We start from the raw sequence: 19,512 nt of genomic DNA, 5'->3' as shown, positions 1-19,512 counted from the left end.
AGAATGATAGAAATCAGAAACATCTCAAAAACATTCCACCAGAAAAAACAGTCTTTCAAGGCATTGGATCAGGTGAGTCTTACTATAGATAAAGGGGATATCGTAGGAATTATAGGATTTTCCGGTGCAGGAAAAAGTACCCTGATCCGTACCGTGAACCTATTGGAAAGACCGGATGAAGGACAGGTAATTATTAACGGAAGAGACTTTACTCAATTAAGTTCCAAACAGCTGGCTGAGGAGCGAAAAAAAATAGGAATGATCTTCCAGCACTTTAATCTTCTTTCTTCAAGAACTGTTTTTGATAATGTAGCACTTCCTTTGGAACTGGATCATCTCAGTAAGGATCAAATTAATAAAAAGGTCAACGAATTACTTAAAATTGTAGGCCTTGAAGATAAAGCCCATGATTATCCAAGAAGCCTTTCGGGAGGTCAAAAACAAAGAGTAGCCATTGCAAGGGCATTAGCCAATGACCCTCACCTGCTGCTATGTGACGAAGCAACGAGCGCTCTGGACCCGGTGACTACACAATCAATTTTACAATTGCTAAGGGATATTAATAAAAGGCTGGGCATTACCATCCTTCTGATTACCCATGAAATGGACGTTATAAAGGCTGTTTGTAATCACGTTGCCGTTATAGACCAAGGAAAATTATTAGCAAAAGGAACTTTAAGCGAGATCATTTCGGATAGAGAAAATCCGGTGATCCAACAATTTATAAATTCAGACATCATGACCCTGCCACAGGAACTCAGTAACAGACTGCAGAAAGAGCCACAGGATGGTTTATTTCCGCTGGTCGAAATAGAACTTAACGAAAGCATAAGTGTTGAACAAATTCTTTCAACTTTATATAATGAATACAAGATCCCTTACAAACTTTTGAAAGCGGATGTAGAATATTTTGGAAATTCCAATTTTGGAAAATTATTGCTGCAGCTTCAGGGAGAAGCTGAGAAAAACCAGCAGGCCATCTATTATTTTAATCAAAATAAAATTCAAAATACAGTAAAAGGATATGCTTAGTGATACGGTAATTGCCCTTTTGGCAAAAGGAACCTGGGAAACGGTTTATATGACATTTGTGTCTGGTTTTTTTGGTTTTGTTTTAGGTCTTCCGGTCGGAATTTTGTTGTTTTTAACAAGAAAAGGACAACTGCTGGAAAATGTAGCCTATCACAGGACTTTATCAATTTTGGTTAATATTTTTCGTGCCATTCCATTCATTATCTTAATTGTATGGATGATTCCTTTTACAAGGATTTTGGCAGGAACTTCCATTGGGGTAAATGCAGCATTGGTTCCATTAAGTGTGGGCGCAGCTCCTTTTATTGCAAGATTGGTAGAAAACAGCCTTATCGAGGTTCCTCATGGGTTAATAGAAACAGCCAGAGCTTTGGGTGCTTCACCATTTCAGATTATCAAAAAAGTATTGCTTCCGGAAGCGCTTCCATCATTAATTAATAATGCCACCATCACTTTAATCACATTGGTAGGCTATTCTGCAATGGGTGGTGCTGTAGGAGCCGGCGGATTGGGACAGGTAGGATATCAGTACGGTTACATTGGTTATGACATTGTGATAATGAATACCGTCTTGGTTTTACTTGTTCTTTTGGTATTTATCATCCAGTTTATGGGAGACAGATTGTCTAAAAAGTTTGACCATAGATAAGCTTGGGGAGCGGAGAGTATTATAGTTTGAAAATTCTTGAGAAAAGAGTTTTGAGACTTTGAATATAAATAAGAGAAAGCCTACTCACCTACCCAATTACTTTTTAGCATTTTTGCCTTTAAAATAAAAATCAGAATGAAAAAAATAAAAATCATAGGACTATTAGCAGCCGGAGTATTACTTTTCAGTGCTTGTTCAGGAAGAAAGGATGACCCCAACTTTATCAGAGTAGGAATTACCTACGGACCAGAGCAAGAAGTGGCTGAAGTTGCTAAAAAAGTAGCCAAAGAAAAATACAACCTTGAAGTGGAATTAATTCCGTTCAATGATTATGTGGTTCCTAATGAAGCCCTGACCAATGGTGATATTGATGCCAATGCTTTCCAGCATCTTCCTTATTTGACCGAGCAGTCCAAGCAAAGAGGATATAATCTTGCTGTTGTAGGTAATACATTTGTATATCCGATTGTTGCCTATTCGAAGAAAATTCAAAATATCAATCAGTTACAGAATGGAAGCACCATCGTTATTCCCAACGACCCTACCAATGGTGGACGTTCCTTGCTGCTATTGCAGAAAAATGGCTTATTGAAATTAAAAGACGGCATCGGATTGCTTCCAAAGGTTACTGATATTACAGAAAATCCAAAGCAATTGAAAATCATGGAAATTGAAGGCGCACAAATTCCAAGAGTTTTGGAGGACAGAGATGTTGTAGTAGGTATTATCAATAACAATTTCGCTGCCCAGGCCGGTCTGGATTCTGAAAAGGAAGGTATCTTTAAAGAGGATAAAGACTCTCCCTATGTAAATCTCATTGTAACAAGACAGGATAATAAAAACAGCCAAAAAGTAAAAACCTTTGTAAAAGCCTTTCAGTCTGATGAAGTAGAAAAGAAAGCTAAAGAAATTTTTAAAGGAGGCGCCGTAAAAGGATGGAATTAAAGTTTGAGAGTTTTAGAGTTTTAGAGTTTTAGAGTTTTAGAATAAAAAACTTGAATATTGAAAAGTAATGGTGATTTTTTAAGTTGATCATTTCAAATTTCGCCTCTGTATATCATGCTTTGTACATTCTGCTAAATCTAAATTCACTCCTCTTATTTCTTCACTTTTAATAAAAGCAAACTGTCAACAAATCTGTAGGCAGTTTTTTTTATGGTAAAAAATTTATTTTCTCAATTTGAGATAATATAAAAATTTTCTTTATTTTTGCTTTAATCCAATAAAAAGGCAATATGTTAAAGAAAACCGCCATTGTAAGTTTATTCACCTTTATTTCTGTTTCTTATATGGCCCAGAACACTACTTTACCCGTTTATTTAGATGAATCTAAACCGGTAGAACAACGTATCCAAGATGCCCTTTCCAGAATGACGCTGGAAGAAAAAGTGGCTATGCTTCATGCACAATCAAAGTTCAGTTCACCAGGTGTTCCAAGATTAGGAATTCCTGAATTTTGGACTACAGACGGACCTCACGGTGTGCGCCCTGAAGTAATGTGGGACGAATGGGACCAGGCCGGATGGACGAATGACTCCATTATCGCCTACCCTGCCCTAACTGCGTTATCCGCTACATGGAATAAGAATATGTCATGGAACTATGGTAAAGCATTAGGAGAAGAAGCTCGTTATAGAAAAAAAGATATTCTTTTAGGACCCGGAGTTAACATTTACAGAACTCCTTTAAACGGAAGAAATTTTGAGTACATGGGTGAAGATCCTTACTTGACCTCCAAAATGGTAGTCCCTTACATCAAAGGGGTACAATCTAACGGAGTGGCAACCTCTGTAAAGCATTTTGCACTGAATAATCAGGAGATGTTCCGTCATACCAGCAATGTAAATGTGGATGACAGAACGCTTTATGAAATTTATCTTCCACCTTTCAAAGCAGCAGTAACTGAAGGGGATTCCTGGACCATCATGGGAGCCTATGATCTCTATAAAGGTCAATATGCCAGCCAGAATCAATATCTTTTGAATGATATCTTAAAGACAGAATGGAATTATAAAGGAGTAGTAGTTTCTGACTGGGGTGCTGTAAACAATACGGAACAAGCCATTCATAACGGACTGGATCTTGAATTCGGAAGCTGGACAAACGGTCTTTCTGCCGGAACAAAAAATGCCTACGATAATTATTATCTGGCAAAACCCTATATTGATTTAATTAAAGCAGGAAAAGTAGGAACTACTGAGCTGGATGATAAAGTAACCCGACTCCTCCGTCTTGCCTACAAAACCACAATGAACAGAAACAAACCTTTCGGAAATGTTGCTTCTGAAGAACATAAGGCAGTAGCAAAGGAAATTGGAGAAGAAGGAATTGTTTTGCTTAAAAATCAAGGAAATGTACTTCCTATAGATCTCAATAAGGCTAAAAAAATTGCCGTTATTGGTGAAAATGCCATTAAAATAATGACTGTAGGTGGTGGTTCATCATCATTAAAGGTAAAATATGAAACGCTTCCTTTAGACGGAATTAAGTCCAGATTCGGAAAGCAAACTGATGTACAATATGCAAGAGGTTATGTAGGAGATATTGGCGGAGAATATAATGGGGTAAAATCCGGACAGGATCTAAAAGATACCCGTTCTGAAGCCGAGCTACTGAACGAAGCTGTAGAGTTAGCAAAAAAATCTGACTATGTAATTTTTGTTGGAGGATTAAATAAGGCAGACTTTCAGGACAGCGAAGGGAATGACAGAAAAAGCTATGGGCTACCTTACAATCAGGACAACGTTATTGCAGCTCTTGCAAAAGCAAATAAGAACCTTGCTGTAGTTTTAGTCTCAGGAAATGCGGTAGCCATGCCTTGGATCAAAGAAGTTCCCACTGTTTTACAATCGTGGTACCTTGGTTCTGAAGCAGGAAATTCCATCGCTTCTATTTTAGCAGGAGATGCCAACCCATCAGGAAAGCTTCCGTTTACATTTCCGGTAAAACTTGAAGACAACTCTGCTCATCAGCTTGGGGAATATCCGGGAAATAAAGAAGAATTGGCTGCCGGAAAAGGAAAAGATCAGAAAAACCCCATCAATATTACTTATAATGAAGGTGTTTTTGTAGGATACCGTTGGCACGATACCAAAAATATTAAACCGCTTTTCAGCTTCGGGCATGGATTAAGTTATACGTCCTTTGAATTTGGTAAAGCAAAAGCGAATAAAACAACACTGTCACAAAATGATACCATCACTTTCACAGTGACGGTTAAAAATACAGGAAAGAAAGCCGGTGCTGAAGTTGCTCAACTATACATCAGCGATCTAAAATCATCCGTTCCCCGTCCTGCAAAGGAATTAAAAGGTTTCGAAAAGGTATATTTAAACCCGGGTGAGCAAAAGGAAGTGACTTTTACAATTGATAAGACCGCATTAAGCTATTTTGATGCCGGTAAACACGATTGGGTTGCAGAGTCTGGAGATTTTGAGGCATTAATCGGAAATTCTTCAGATGCCATTAAAACAAAAGTGAAGTTTACGTTGAAATAATCTAAACAAGAAGTGGATAGAATGAAGACGGAAATTAATTTGTAGAAATGTTTGTAAAGCAGGTTTCAAATTGAAACCTGCTTTTATATTTAATTTATCTAACATTTATTCTATTTCGCTCCCCCAGCATTTTTCTCTACATCTGTTTTGGTGTTTTCTTTTACTTTCTGGTTTCCGAAACGTTTTACAAAGGTAATATTCACTCCATACCAGTCCCATAATTCATATCTTCTTACTGTTCCTCCCTGATTGTAAGTGATATCATCAGAATAAGGTCGTTTGAAAATATTCATCAACTGTACACTGGCTTCCATTTGCGTTTTAGGAAATATTTTAGTGATGGAGATATTATGGAATACGTTGGTGTTATTAGCCTGGGTATTTCCATTGTTTTGATTGGAAATTTCCATCCACGCGCTCAGATTGATGTTCTTATTGAAAAGGTTGGTATAAGAAAGGTTAGCAGAACCACCCCAATAATTAATATAAGCTTTTCCATCAATATCATTCTTCAAATTGAAATCATGATTATCGATATAATACCATCCAAATCCGACATTTAGATTCAGTTTATTTTTAAGAAAATTCTGATTGGTATTAGCAAAAATGTAATATTTCTCAACTCTTCCATTGAAGTTTCCGGGATAAGACACATTTCTTACGCCTTCACTGGCATAAGTGGTCCAGTAATCCTGATTGGTATACATATATCTTGCAGAAATAAAATACTTTTTCAGGATTCCAAACTTCAGGTAAAGCCTGTCATTAGGGTTAGGATTCAAGTCCATATTTCCTCTGGAATACGTCCCGTCAATGGATGGTGTTAAAAAAGGATTGAATTCCGAATACCAGGGTCTCCAGATTTTTCGGTCGTAAGTAAGACTCAAATCATATTTATCTGAGAAGCTGTATTTCAGCAATAAATTAGGAAGAAAAGTGCCATAGCGATCTTTTCTTTCAGTTCCTGCTACATCTTGTCTTGTCTTAAAATCAATATATTCATATCGAAGTCCAATTCTGGTTTCCAACTTCTTAAAAAATGTTTTACTATAATTAGCATATACAGAAGTGATATTATCTTCATAATGGAACTTGTCCCCTGTAGAAAGCCCTGCATACTCAGAAGTTCCAAGACTGTATCCATAAAGGTTATTAGGGATAACATGGTTGTTGAATTCTGTTTTTGCTCCTACTTCAATAGTTCCCCAGGATTTCCCTAAAGGTTGGATATAATCCACTTTCAGGTAATAATTACGCATCTGGGCATTGTTTATGGATCCTATTTCTTTAACCTTAGGATCGTTCATTATTGTTTTATTGATGAGATCATTATTATCATTTCCGGAATAATTGGTCCCCAGATTTACATCCAGAATTCTGTTTTTCTCCTTATCATAATACTTATAAAAAGCATTGGTACCCAGGTTACGATAAAAACCGTTAGCCGTTTGATCCTGATGATAATTTACAAAGTCTTTTTTATCATAATCATACTCTCTTCCGTCAGTATTGGACCATGACAAGTTTCTGCTCTGATAATATTCCAGAACAAGCCCTATATTATTTTTATCATTCAATTCAAATTCGGAAGTTGAGGAAAGTGATGGAGTTTCACTTTTTGAAATAGTTTCATAGCTTAAATCTCTGTTCAAAGTATTGTCTGCATAAAACACAATGTTACTGGAGCCTTTTTGTACGTAATTATTATGGGCATAACTTCCAATCAGAGTCTGAGTAAATTTCTTCTTATGATAATTCAGGTTAAAGTTAGAATATTGTGTATTTTTCGTACTTTGCCTGTTACTTAGTGAAATACTTCCTTTCAATCCCTCATCATCACGTTTCTTCAAAACAATATTAATAACGGAACCAGTGGCTTCATATCGTGAAGACGGGCTAGTGATCACTTCAATCTTCAATAGATTATCCGCGGGAATAGTTTTAAGATATTCCTTTAATTCTTTTCCTGTAAAAACTGATTTTCTGTCATTAATATACACAGTTACCGACTGTCCTTCGGCCTTTATAGCGTCGCTGTTATCAATGCTTACCAGAGGAGTCATTCTCAGAACATCCCATGTTGTATTTCCGGCTACAATGGCACTGTTGGCCACATTAAAGACAGTTCGGTCTACTTTAGACTCTACCGTAGGTTTTCTGGCAACCAGCGTAACGGCTTCTATTTCTTTTGCCTCAGCCTTTACCGTATCCTTCGCAGCTTGGGTTTGAGCCAATGCCAAGGAACCCGTCAATACTGCAATTGGAAATAATATTACTTTCATGAGAGATTTTAGTTTATCTATAAGACCACTATGACCTCACATTTGTTACATCGAGAAATGCAGAAAATTGAAATAAATATCTATGCTTTAACAATTTACAAATTCACATTTAGGAATAATTTAAATAAATAACATTTATTAAGACAAAATAAATAATCAATTAACCTTATGTCAAAAACATGTGTAATAAATTATTAAAAACAATTATTTTCGAAAGTAAAATTTTAACATATTTTTTTGATTTTATTTATAAAAAAAGCCCGGATCTCACCCGGGCCGCTAGCAATAGCAAATTTACAAGGATTAAAAATTAAAAAATATGCTAGTTTAAGTTTTCAAAATACTGGATAACACCTACTTCCGGCAGATGAAGTTTATCCTTATTAAAATCAGGCTCTTGATTTTTGCTGTTTTCCAAAAATGAATTACTGAATAACGCATAAGACGGCTGCTCTGCCCAACCGTTTTTCAAAAGCTGATGGGCTTCCACAATTGTTTTCCCGTATAGTTTTCTAAAATTCCCAATATTGTACTGTGAAAATGCTCCATAATGAACAATAAATTTCAGAGACAAATCTATTGTTGTACTTAAGCTTTTACTCAGTTCCTTTATTTTTTTGTTGAATGCATTTCTCATTTTCAAAAGCATCTTTGAAATACTCTGGAACGATGGATTTTCATCGTAGCGATAAAATAAAATAGCATCTCCTTCAATTTCTGAGATTTCAAAATACTGATCATTCATGTCGATCAGCGTAGAAAGTAGTTGTCTTACAATATATTCTCCTGTATACAATTTTGTATTGAACACAAACTCGGTAAATCCGCTGAAGTCCGGAATTAAAATGATCCCCTCTTGTATATTTGTATTCTTCATAATGATTATGGATTAAAAACCTGCTGCATCCTTACAGACGAAGCAGGTTTAATTTTACTTTATTGCCATCCGCCACCTACAGAACGATAAAGAGCTGTTATGGCATTCAATCGCTGAGCTTTCAAAGAAGCCAGCTCCAATTCAATCTGAAGCTTATTGCTTTGAGCCATGATCACCTCCACATAGGTTGCTGAATTGTACTTGAATAACAAATCAGCTTTCTTTACAGCCTCATTTGACTTTACAACCAATACTTCTGCAATTTTCTGCTGTTCTTCCAGCTTTTGGATTTGCACCAAAGCATCAGAAACCTCTCCTACAGCTTTTAAGACAGATTGTTTAAAGCCTATTTCAGCCTGATCAGCCATTACCTTGGATTGTTCATACTGGGTCTTCAACTGCTTTCCATTTAAAATAGGTTGGGCAATTGCCCCGGCAACCATTCCGAAAAGAGATCCTGGAACACTGAACCATTTGCTGATCTGAAAAGCATTCACCCCACCCTGAGCCGTAATATTCAATGACGGATACATATTCACTTTTGCAACATGAATTGCGGCTGCACTTTTTCTAACCTCAAGCTCGGCAGTTTTCACATCCGGTCTGTAACTTAGTAATTCTAAAGGAACGCCTGCTGAAATATGGTCCGGAGACTGAATGGTATTCAGGCTGGCACTTCTTTCAATCTTACCTGGCATAGATCCGGTCAGCAGACTCAAAGCATTTTCCTGTGTTGCAACAGAGCTTTCAATCGCGGGAATAGATTTTAGGATCTGATCTTTTACAATTTCCTGCTGTTGTACCGCCAAGGCAGTTGTCAACCCCAGTTCCTGCTGTTTCACCAAAAATTTCAGTGTATTATCAGCATAGGTTAGGTTAGATTTTGTAATTTCTAATTGAGTATCCAGCATCAACAGGTTATAATATCCCTGAACCACAGCTGCTACCACTTGTGTTTTTACTGCTTTTGCCGCTTCCTGGGTTTTAAGATACTCTGCTAATGCCTGTTCCTTTCTTCCTTTAATTTTCCCCCAGATATCTGCTTCCCATGAAAAATTGAGGGCTGCGGTATAATCTTCCATATACCTTTTACCCATAAATTGTCCTGCCATCATCCCGTTCATACTATTATCCGAAGGGCGGTTGATATTTCCATTTGCGGAGGCACTTATTGTAGGTACATTTCCCCACTTGCTTTGTGTATAGGCCAATGAGGCAAATTCGATCTGCTTTAAGGCTACCTGCAGATCATTATTCTGCACCATAGCTTTATCAATCAACCCAACCAAAACCGGATCTTTGAAAAAATCCTTGTAACCGATCTTGGCTATGTTTTCGCTTTGCTCTACCACAATACTGTCCCCTCGAAAAGCTTCAGGCATCTTCATATCCTGCTGTTCATACTTCTGAACTTTGCAGGAAATGGCCGTCCCTGAAATGAATGCGATATATGCTATATTTTTAATTTTCATTTTTAAAATCATTTGAATTAATATTCCCAATCCGCATCTGTTACCACTCTTCCATTTATCTTTTCATGTAAAGCCTGGAATACCACGAAAAGAACAGGAACAATAAAAATCCCTAAGATGGTTCCAAAAAGCATCCCTGAAATGGCAGCGTATCCAATAGAATGGTTCCCCATTGCAGACGGACCTACTACAAATATCAATGGCAATAATCCGGTAATAAATGCCAGTGAAGTCATCAAAATAGGACGCAGACGGGCTTTGGCTCCCTCAACCGCTGATGCGATAAGGCTCTTTCCTGCTCTACGCCTTTGAATGGCAAATTCTACAATCAAAATACCGTTCTTCGCCAAAAGTCCGATCAACATAACCAGGGCAATCTGAACGTAGATATTATTAGATAGCTCTGCGAAAGTAATCCCTACAAATACTCCTGATAAACCTACCGGAATAGCGATTAGTACGGCAAATGGAAGAATATAACTTTCATACTGAGCTGATAAAAGAAAGAATACGAATACAATACACAACCCAAAAATCATTACCGACTGTGAGCTGGAACCTGCTTCTTCACGACTCATTCCTTTATAATCATACGTGTATCCCGGAGGAAGCACCTGCTTACTTACTTCTTCAACTGCCGCCATAGCCTGACCTGTACTGTAACCGGGAGCAGCCATTACCGTTAAATTGGATGAGTTGAAAAGGTTGAAACGATCTACTACCTCTGCACCTGTTACCTGCTTTAAGCTTACTAAGGTATTGATAGGCACCATCTGGCCTAGGTTATTCTTAACGAAAATTCCGTTCAGAGATTCCTTATCCTGTCTCGTTTCCGGTGTAGACTGTACCAATACTCTGTAATATTTTCCGAATCTGTTGAAGTCCGAAGCCTGAATACTTCCGTAATACCCTTGCATTACTCCCAAAACATCAGAAACATTTACTCCAAGCTGAGCAGATTTCACCTCGTCTACAAGCACTTCAAATTGCGGATAAGTAACATCAAAAGTGGTAAAAGCCACTGCAACTTCGGGTCTTTGCATCAATGCTCCCATCATTCCGTAGGAAATATTTCCTAGGTTCTGAAGCTCACCGTTGGTACGATCCTGAAGGACAAGCTCCATCCCACTGGTATTCCCGAAACCATCCACTGTTGGTGTATTGATAACCAAGAAGTTTGCTCTTTTATCCTGAGAAAGCATTCCCTGCGTTTGCCCGATAATATCATTAATATTGTTAACAGCTCCTCTTGCTCCTGATTTTTTCAGTTTAACAAAAATTGAAGCTGCTGAAGATGACATGGAACCACTGAATAAGTTTAGTCCGTCTACCGAAATTACTTTATCCACTGCAGGATTTTTCATCAAAAGATCTTCTGTATCAGAAACTACTTTTGAAGTTCTGTCCTTGGATGCTCCGGGAGCAAGGTTGGCTGTAACAATGATAAAGCTTTGGTCTTCATCCGGAATAAATCCTTTTGGGGTTGTCATAGACATCCATGCAAACAATCCTCCGAAAACAACGATCATTGCCAATGCAATCCATTTTTTCTTTAAAAGGAACAATACCGCTTTCCCATAACGGAATGTCAGCTTATTAAAGCTAGCGTTGAATCCTGCAAAGAAACGGTCTTTAAAGTTCATCTTTTCATGAGTCCCACCGTGATTTTGCTTTAAGAACAGAGCACACAAAGCCGGGCTTAGCGTCAATGCATTAATGGCTGAAATCACAATTGCAATGGCCAATGTTAGCGCAAACTGTTGGTAGAATAACCCTGTAGAGCCACTCATAAAGGCTACCGGAACGAATACTGCAGACATGATAAGGGTAATGGAAACAATCGCTCCTGTAATCTCACTCATGGCTGACATGGTTGCAGCCCTTGCATTCAGTTTTTTATGTTCCATCTTGGCATGAACTGCTTCTACCACAACAATGGCATCATCCACCACAATACCAATGGCGAGTACCAATGCAAACAATGTCAAAATATTGATCGAGAATCCGAAAATCTTCATAAAGAAGAATGTTCCTACAATAGATACCGGAACCGCAATAGCCGGAATTAACGTAGAACGGAAATCCTGAAGGAAAATATACACTACGATAAATACAAGAATAAATGCTTCTATCAGCGTATGAATTACCTGCTCTATTGATTGATCCAGTGCTTCTTTCGTTGCATATGGAATTTCATAGCTCATTCCTTCCGGGAAGGATTTTTCAAGCTCTTTCATTCTTTCCTGAAGAGCAATCTGTACTTCATTGGCATTTGATCCTGCCATTTGGAAGATCGCCATCGTTACCGAAGCTTTTTTATTGAAATTGGAAGAAACCGTATAACTGTAGGCTCCAAATTCTACCTTGGCAATATCTTTTAGTTTTAAAACAGAACCATCGTTCAGTGCTTTAATGGTGATATTTTCATACTGTTCAGGTTCGGTAAATTTTCCTTTATATCGAAGAACGTATTCCATCACCTCTTTACTTCTCTCACCCAATCTTCCGGGTGCCGCTTCAAGGTTTTGGGTCTGAATTGCGCGCGAAACATCAGATGGCGTAAGATTATAGGAAGTCAGTTTATTGGGATCCAACCAGATACGCATGGAGTAATCTTTGTTTCCGTAAACCATAGCATCTCCTACTCCCTTCACCCTTTTCAGCTCTGGTACAATATTGATCTTTGCATAGTTTTCAAGGAAAAGATCATTCATTGAACCATCTTTACTGGTCAGAGAAACCATCGCAATCATACTGTTCTGTCTCTTTACGGTGGTAATTCCCGCCTGAATAACCTCAGCAGGAAGCTGATTGGTCACCTGTGCTACCCTGTTCTGAACATTAATAGCTGCCTGATCGGGATCTGTTCCCAACTTAAAGATGACAGTGATGCTTAATGTACCATCGTTACTCGCTGTAGAAGTGATGTAATCCATGTTTTCTACTCCATTAATGGCGTTTTCCAATGGTGGAGCCACAGACCTTGCAATTGTTTCAGCATTAGCACCCGGATAGGCAGCGGTTACCATAACGGTAGGCGGCGCAATGTCCGGAAATTTTGTAATCGGCAGGCTGACCATACCGACAATCCCGAGAATAACGAGCAACACGGAAATAACCGTTGCCAGTACGGGTCTTTTTATAATTTTCTTTAACATGATTTCTTCTTACGATTTTTTCTGTTGAGCATTTTTCTTTTGTGCCACTACAGGCGTACCCGGCTGTAATCTGTCGAAACCGGAAACAATGTACTGATCACCAGCTTTAAGCCCCTTGGATACAATGAAGTTATCTCCTGCTTTTCCGTTAACTTCTACAGGTAGCATTGCTGCTTTTCCATCTTTGATAGTGAACACAAAAACCTTATCCTGAATGGTTCTGGTAGAAGCAATCGGAAGTAAAACAACATTGCTGTAGAACTGATCCAGTAAGATCTTTCCTGTATTTCCGCTTCTCAAAAGATTGTTTGGGTTATTGAACTTTGCTCTAAGAGTAATGGAACCTGTGCTTTTATTAAACTGTCCTTCCACGGCATCAATTCTTCCTGTTTCAGCATATTTTTCACCACCGGAAAGCAATAGGGATACTGCGGGCGTATTTTTAATTACCTCACTAATATTGCTTCCTACATATTGTTTCTGAAAATTATTAAAGTCGTTTTCACTTAAGCTGAAATAGGTATACACCTGATGAATATCTGACAATAAGGTAATAGGTTCCTGATTGCCGGGAGTCATCAGGCTTCCCAAACGATAATTAAATCTTCCGATAAATCCGCTTACCGGAGCTTTAATTGTTGAGAAATTAAGATTAATCCTTGCAGATTCAATGGCAGATGATGACTGGCTTACGGCTCCTCTTGCTGCATTGTATGCTGCCTCAGCCTCTTTCACCTGAATATCGGAAACCATTTTATTTCTAAAAAGTTCCTTTTTTCTATCCAAATCAATTTTAGAAGTCGAGAGATTAGCTTGTGCTGTAATTAAAGCTGCCTGAGCGCTTTTCAACTGTTCCCCGAATATCTGGTCTTCAATTTTAAACAGTGGCTGTCCTGCTCTTACATAGTCACCTTCATCTACAAAAATTTTGCTTAGATATCCTGTTACCTGAGGTCTTATTTCTACATTGGAGATCCCTTCAACAGATGCAGCATATTCTCTGGAAACAGAAGCGTCTCCCTGTTTTACTATTTCTACAGGAAGTTCCGGTGCCTGCTGTTGATAAGATTGGTTTTGGTTGTTTTTCCCACATCCCGCCAAGACGATGAGCGAGAGGAAAAATATGGTTGATTTCTGAATAAAAAATCTTTGCATAACAATAGTCCTTTTAAATTTCCGCACAAAATTCGAACGAAAAAAATTCAATAGAATTATTCAAAAAACTCCTTGTTTTGTCAAAAAGACTCCTTATTTTTAAAAACATGAGAAATATCACTTATAGACAAAATAAATAAGATATTTTCATATTTTAAATCAAAATTATGCGGTAATTTTATCAAAAAGACACCTGTAATACAACAATCTCATTATCAATACAAATCATCTTTCCTATATTCTAAAGGTGATCTTCCGGTATGCTTTTTAAAAAACTTACTGAAAGACGCCTGATCTGAGAATTTCAGTTGTGCCGCCACTTCATTCACGTTGAGATTGGGATTTTTGAGCAATAATCTGGCTTCTACAGCCAGCACCTGATGAATAATATCCCGTGGACTTTTGAGCATTGTTTTATTAATGACTTTGGTCAGATATTTTCGGCTGATAAATAGCTTGTCAGCATAAAACTGTACATTATGCTCTTCCTTGAAGTGCTCCTGAACCAGCTTAAAGAAACTTGTAGTAAGCTCATCTTCTCTATGGGTAACGATATGTGGTTTTTCAATTTTCTTAAAGTAATTGTCTATTTCATAAATAACCAGGGAAAAGTGATGCCAGATCATTTCATTGAAGTAGTAGTTATCTTTCTCCTTGTTATTCAAGATTTTCAATTCATCAAGGTGAAAATCCAGCTTTCTGTACAATTCAGGTTCGTTCCTGATAATATGAGTAGGATCCGACGACAGGCTTTTCAGGACATTATTGGATTTATAATTAAACCCTGCCTGGGAAATAAAGTCTACCGAAAAGAAAATATATTTAGCATCGTAATCATCTGCAATATTTTCCACCCAAAAGGTTTCAGCCATGGGACAAAAAACAAAATCTCCTTTTGAAACCTCATAGCTTTTATCATCAAGCCTAAAGCCTACACTCCCTTTCTGCACAAGAAAAATACAGAAATAATCTGATCGGTAAGGCATATTGGGTTTAATGATATAATTGGTTCTGTCAATTTCCATCACAACAAATTCTTTGATCCTAAGATCAAATTCTACTTGTTCCAATACTTCATCAAAAGCCAATTGTGAAACAAAACCGGGTTCTTTTTGGGGTTTTTTCGCCACTGAAAATGGGTTATGGTACGCGAAGGTAATGAAAAAGCGATAAAAGTGGTGAAAGCTAAGCTCGAAAAACGATGATCAGGTATCTTATTTGCCGTTTTCCAATTTTAGAACTTTCCTATTTACACTTCAATAAATAATTCTTTTTCGTAGCCGTTGTATTTTTCATCAATATAGCCGTGAGGATTGCAAATAACTTCTGTATTTCCTATACTATACCTGCATGGTGTATGAATATGCCCATGAATCCAGTATAGAGGCTGATGTTCAGCAATCATTTCTTCAAGATTGGAAGCATAGGCAGAAGTCAGCGGATCATTTTTATAATGTTCCGGCACCGATTGAATGCTGGGTGCATGATGGGTAACCACTATATTTTTGAGCTCTTTTGAATTTTCAAGACTTTCTTTTAGCCATACTTTTGAAAACTGATGAATTTTAAAGGTGTCCAGGGTTCTCATTTTTGAATAAGAGGGATCTCGTCTGATTTTTTTATAGTCATTCATTTTTGGCTGACAAAGCATTCCATATTTCACGGGATTTCCAAAGATTGAAAAATCAGTCCATAATGTAGCACCATGAAAACGAATGCCATCAATATCTACAGAGGAATTTTCGAGTACAAAAATATTTGAATTCTGAGCTGCTTCTTTAATTTTGTCTAATGTTTTAGGATATGAACCTTTATAATATTCGTGATTTCCCAGAACATAGATAACGGGTTTATTTACTATTTTATGTTTAATCCACTCAACACCCTTGGTTCCCAAATTAATATCACCAGCCAAAATAACCATATCCGCATTATCAAAACATAATTCTGTCTGCCCAAACTCCTGATGAAGATCGCTAATGATTTGTATTTTCATGGTGTAAAAATAATAAAGGAATGGCAAAAGTTCAAAATTGTAAAGGAATAAAAAGGTGAATAATATCCTGGGACAAGAGAAAAACCAAACATTTTCTTCCCATTTTTATGTTTCTTTATCACACCATGGTTTTACAGTTTTCAACAAAAAAAAGGAACCGACACATAAGCACCGATCCCTCATCATATAGTTTGTGTAATTTTAAGGCCGCTTATTATGAAACGGCAATTTCTCTTTGCTTCATTTTTAAGCTTTTCAATATAAAATAGAATAACATTCCGAGTGCTAAAAGAGCATACCCTATCAAAATAATGAGATTAAGACTTCCAACTGAAAATTCTGAAGGAAAGACCTGGCTCATTAACGTCATGAAAGACAGTCCGATCCCAGCACCCAGGAAGTAACTTGTAGAGCTCAAACTTGATGCCAATCCGTAGCTGGAAGGTTCAACATCCTGAATCCCCATTACTGAAAGGGCTGTAAAGCAAAATGTCATTCCAATTCCTGAGATACATGCAGCTCCCAGTAAAACAACAGCCAATGGATGTGCTGTGTAAACTGAGATGAGCAGCAACAATCCTCCCATCAACATAAAAGACCATCCAAAGACTCCCATTTGGGATGAGTTCAGTCGTTTTGAGACTTGAGGCAAAATAAACTTAGCCGTTAAAGCAGATATAATACTGAATGGAACAAGCATTAACCCTGCCGAAGCAGCGCTATATCCCATATCTTTCTGAAGCATTAATGAAATCAGGAATAAAAATCCGATGAAAAATGCTCCTAGCGTAAAAAATACAGCATTAGAAACTACCAATGAACCGTGTTTAAATAGTTTCAGATCAAATAATGGTTCTGCAACGGATTTCAATCTATAAAATACCATGACCAAAAGCAATACTGCTACCACCAATGAACCTATTACGAGGAAAGGCTGTTCTTTAATATGAACCAATTCATGTGTTCCATAAGTAAGGCTTAACAATCCAACGACCATTAATATCCCTGAGATAACGTCCGTTTTTTGTGCTGTCTCATTTTTCTCATCAGTTGGCAGGTAATAATAGGACAATATCAATGTGATTAAAAGGATGGGTACATTAATAAGAAAAACCCAGTGCCAGCTTAAATAAGTACTGATAATTCCTCCTACAGAAAGCCCACTTCCTGACCCAATAGCCGCAAAAGAGCTGAAAACTCCTATGGCCCGGTTTCTTTCCTGTTCTGCCCTGAATGTATTGGTTACAATAGACAGTGCCGATGGCATTACCAATGCGGCGCCCAATCCCTGCAAGGCTCTAAATAAGGCTAACATTTCAAAATTGGAAGATAACCCCGCTCCTAACGAAGTCAGCATAAAGATAAAAGCTCCCATTAGAAACATTTTCTTTCTTCCTATCTGATCGGAAAGCTTTCCTCCAATAATTAAAAATCCTCCAAAAAACAGTACATAAAGGGTCTGTAGCCATTGTACCGTACCTGCATCAATATTAAACTGCTCCTGAATAGAAGGAATTGTTAAATTAATAATGGCAATATCCAAAGCTTCCACAAAAGTTCCTACTGATGCTAAAATTAATATTACATTCTTCCTTGTATCCATATATTCAAATTTCCTGCAAAATTAAAATTAACAGAACATATGTGAAAATTTTATGTTAAATTTGGAACAATATTAAAATTTAAAATCACTAAAAAGAACAAAATACCTGAAATAGCAAAATAAATCATATAAAACAGAACAAATGGCAACAGAAAATTATATTCCAGACGAAAAAGACCTCTCTATTCTTAGAATTCTTCAGAAAGATGCCAAGATGAGTGTTCGTGACATTTCAGCAAGAATCAACCTGAGCCCCACTCCTACCCATGAGCGTATTAAACGTATGGAAAAACTGGGAATCATAAAGGAATACACTGCTGTAGTAGACCGCAAAAAAGTAAACAAGGGAATGATGGTTATCTGCATGATTGCCCTGAATGTTCACAATAAAAAAACTGCCGGAAAGTTTATAGAAGAAGTAGGTAAGCTGAAAGAGGTTGTTGAGTTTTACAACATCAGCGGGGATTTTGATTTTATGTTAAAAATTCTGGCTCCCAATATGGATGAATTCCATGAGTTTTTCATCAATAAACTATCGGAAATAGAAGGAATTGGCCAGACAAAAAGTATTTTTGTAATGAATAGCATTAAGGAAAGCGCCCAGATTGTATAAGCTTTAATATCTGTATTTTCAAGTTTTAAATTTCAATATTTCATCTGCACTAAAGCCTAACAGACCTCCAAACGGCATCTGCTATTTCATTGTTTCGGCAATCCAAGCCCATCTGTTCAGCAACTTTTTCAAATCAAAAATAAAACACTAAAAATCAACCAATTAAAACTTAAATCATCTACATGTTGTAGCTGTGTAGTAGGGTGTTTTTTGGTAATATCCTTCATTATTAAATATGTTTGCAGCATTAGAAAAATAAAACCCTAATGATAAAACCAGGGATTACATCTAAGAAACTTCTCCTTTACACCACTTGAATTTAAATCTTATAAAACATGAATAATGAAATAAGGAGAAGAATTTTTTTTAATACATTAAACAAATAGCACCAAGAAGACACAAACTGAAAAAAAGAGGCCTATATCAACACAAGACTTTATGATGACCCCATATCTACAGGTTAGTCAAACCAAGGATATTACATCTACATTATTTGTTTAATCATAGGAGGTTGCGCTTTTAAAGCTGCAATCTCTTATTTTTTATGCCATGATCATTTTCATACATAAAAAAGCAGTGGCATAAACGTTATACCACTGCTTCAATACACACTATAAACTTATATAAACCGGTATTCTCCGGATATTTTACAGCAAATTATTTCCAGTAATTCCAAACTGCTCCATCAAATATAGCCAATGTCTTACTGGTTGTGTCATAGCACATCATTCCAGGATATGGATTTTTTACATTCACGTGGGGAGTTGCAATTTGAGGAAGGACCAATGCTTTATCCTGAGACTCCAAGACCAAAACCCCATCTGCGGTGCTGGATGAAGCCCCAATAACAACACCCTTTCCAACCTCAGCAGAGTTATTAGCAAAAACAGCGGAAGAACTTCCAGCATCAGACAAGGGTTTCCAGATATCATTTTCGTATACTTTAACCTTATTATCTGTCACATCAAATACAAATGTTCCATTAACAAGGGCTCCAGTGGACAATCCTGAGGTAGCGGGCAGAATAAGTCCTTTAGTATTTCCAGATACATTATCGAAATCCAACACTGTACTGGTTCCATTTACCACTTGTTTCCCGATTGCTACTTGGGCAATCGATACATTAAAAACAACAAGAGCAGCTGCTATACTTATATTTTTTATATTTTTCATATTAT

General features: G+C 37.2%; 14 protein-coding genes. 5 read left to right on the top strand and 9 right to left on the bottom strand.

Annotated features, from left to right (window positions below):
- The first annotated feature begins 3 nt into the window (after positions 1-3).
- The 4 genes from C7D53_RS05000 to C7D53_RS04985 all read left to right on the top strand — a co-directional run bounded on the left by C7D53_RS05000 (position 4) and on the right by C7D53_RS04985 (position 5,178).
- Entirely contained in the window at positions 4-1,032 is a 1,029-nt protein-coding gene (locus C7D53_RS05000; protein WP_106915260.1) for a methionine ABC transporter ATP-binding protein, read from the top strand.
- Complete coding sequence (metI, locus tag C7D53_RS04995; RefSeq protein WP_076352223.1) at positions 1,025-1,681, top strand: methionine ABC transporter permease MetI; 657 nt, start codon at positions 1,025-1,027, stop codon at positions 1,679-1,681. Before C7D53_RS05000 ends, metI begins: the two co-directional genes overlap by 8 nt.
- Positions 1,682-1,816: 135 nt before the next feature.
- Positions 1,817-2,626 carry a methionine ABC transporter substrate-binding lipoprotein MetQ gene (gene metQ / locus C7D53_RS04990; protein ID WP_106915259.1) on the top strand — a complete coding sequence of 270 codons (810 nt, stop codon included), beginning with the start codon at positions 1,817-1,819 and terminating at the stop codon, positions 2,624-2,626.
- A gap of 290 nt (positions 2,627-2,916) precedes the next feature.
- Positions 2,917-5,178 (top strand): glycoside hydrolase family 3 C-terminal domain-containing protein, encoded by a 2,262-nt coding sequence (locus C7D53_RS04985; protein WP_106915258.1) that lies wholly within the window; start codon positions 2,917-2,919, stop codon positions 5,176-5,178.
- A 110-nt stretch (positions 5,179-5,288) separates the two neighbouring features.
- Here C7D53_RS04985 and C7D53_RS04980 read toward each other — a convergent pair whose 3' ends face one another.
- From C7D53_RS04980 to C7D53_RS04945, 8 genes are all read right to left on the bottom strand, one after another.
- Positions 5,289-7,460 (bottom strand): outer membrane beta-barrel protein, encoded by a 2,172-nt coding sequence (locus tag C7D53_RS04980; RefSeq protein ID WP_106915257.1) that lies wholly within the window; start codon positions 7,458-7,460, stop codon positions 5,289-5,291.
- Between the two features lie 322 nt (positions 7,461-7,782).
- Complete coding sequence (locus C7D53_RS04975; RefSeq protein WP_106915256.1) at positions 7,783-8,337, bottom strand: DUF2652 domain-containing protein; 555 nt, start codon at positions 8,335-8,337, stop codon at positions 7,783-7,785.
- A gap of 59 nt (positions 8,338-8,396) precedes the next feature.
- Positions 8,397-9,809, bottom strand: coding sequence for an efflux transporter outer membrane subunit (locus tag C7D53_RS04970; RefSeq protein ID WP_228422186.1), 1,413 nt, complete (start codon positions 9,807-9,809; stop codon positions 8,397-8,399).
- Between the two features lie 17 nt (positions 9,810-9,826).
- The gene (locus tag C7D53_RS04965) at positions 9,827-12,967 is read right to left on the bottom strand and encodes an efflux RND transporter permease subunit (protein ID WP_106915254.1); all 3,141 of its coding nucleotides are present in this window, start codon (positions 12,965-12,967) and stop codon (positions 9,827-9,829) included.
- Between the two features lie 9 nt (positions 12,968-12,976).
- Positions 12,977-14,122: an efflux RND transporter periplasmic adaptor subunit gene (locus tag C7D53_RS04960; RefSeq protein ID WP_106915253.1), complete on the bottom strand. Its 1,146-nt coding sequence runs from the start codon at positions 14,120-14,122 to the stop codon at positions 12,977-12,979.
- Between the two features lie 215 nt (positions 14,123-14,337).
- Positions 14,338-15,252, bottom strand: a complete 915-nt coding sequence (locus C7D53_RS04955; RefSeq protein WP_106915252.1) for a helix-turn-helix domain-containing protein — start codon at positions 15,250-15,252, stop codon at positions 14,338-14,340.
- 119 nt (positions 15,253-15,371) lie between these two features.
- A complete protein-coding gene (locus tag C7D53_RS04950; protein ID WP_106915251.1) occupies positions 15,372-16,118 on the bottom strand; it encodes a metallophosphoesterase in 747 nt (248 codons plus the stop codon).
- Between the two features lie 214 nt (positions 16,119-16,332).
- On the bottom strand, positions 16,333-17,721 hold the full coding sequence (locus C7D53_RS04945) for an MFS transporter (protein WP_106915250.1): 1,389 nt from the start codon (positions 17,719-17,721) through the stop codon (positions 16,333-16,335).
- Positions 17,722-17,863: 142 nt separating this feature from the next.
- Between C7D53_RS04945 and C7D53_RS04940 the strand changes: the two genes are divergently transcribed.
- Positions 17,864-18,334, top strand: coding sequence for an Lrp/AsnC family transcriptional regulator (locus tag C7D53_RS04940; RefSeq protein ID WP_106915249.1), 471 nt, complete (start codon positions 17,864-17,866; stop codon positions 18,332-18,334).
- A 657-nt stretch (positions 18,335-18,991) separates the two neighbouring features.
- Here C7D53_RS04940 and C7D53_RS04935 read toward each other — a convergent pair.
- Positions 18,992-19,507: a hypothetical protein gene (locus C7D53_RS04935; protein WP_106915248.1), complete on the bottom strand. Its 516-nt coding sequence runs from the start codon at positions 19,505-19,507 to the stop codon at positions 18,992-18,994.
- Positions 19,508-19,512 lie beyond the last annotated feature (5 nt).

The sequence above is a fragment of the Chryseobacterium aurantiacum genome, from assembly GCF_003020585.1.
GTDB classification, from domain to species: Bacteria; Bacteroidota; Bacteroidia; order Flavobacteriales; family Weeksellaceae; genus Chryseobacterium; species Chryseobacterium aurantiacum.
Note: the sequence above shows the minus strand (reverse complement) of the source record. Positions and strands in the feature narration are given on the sequence as shown.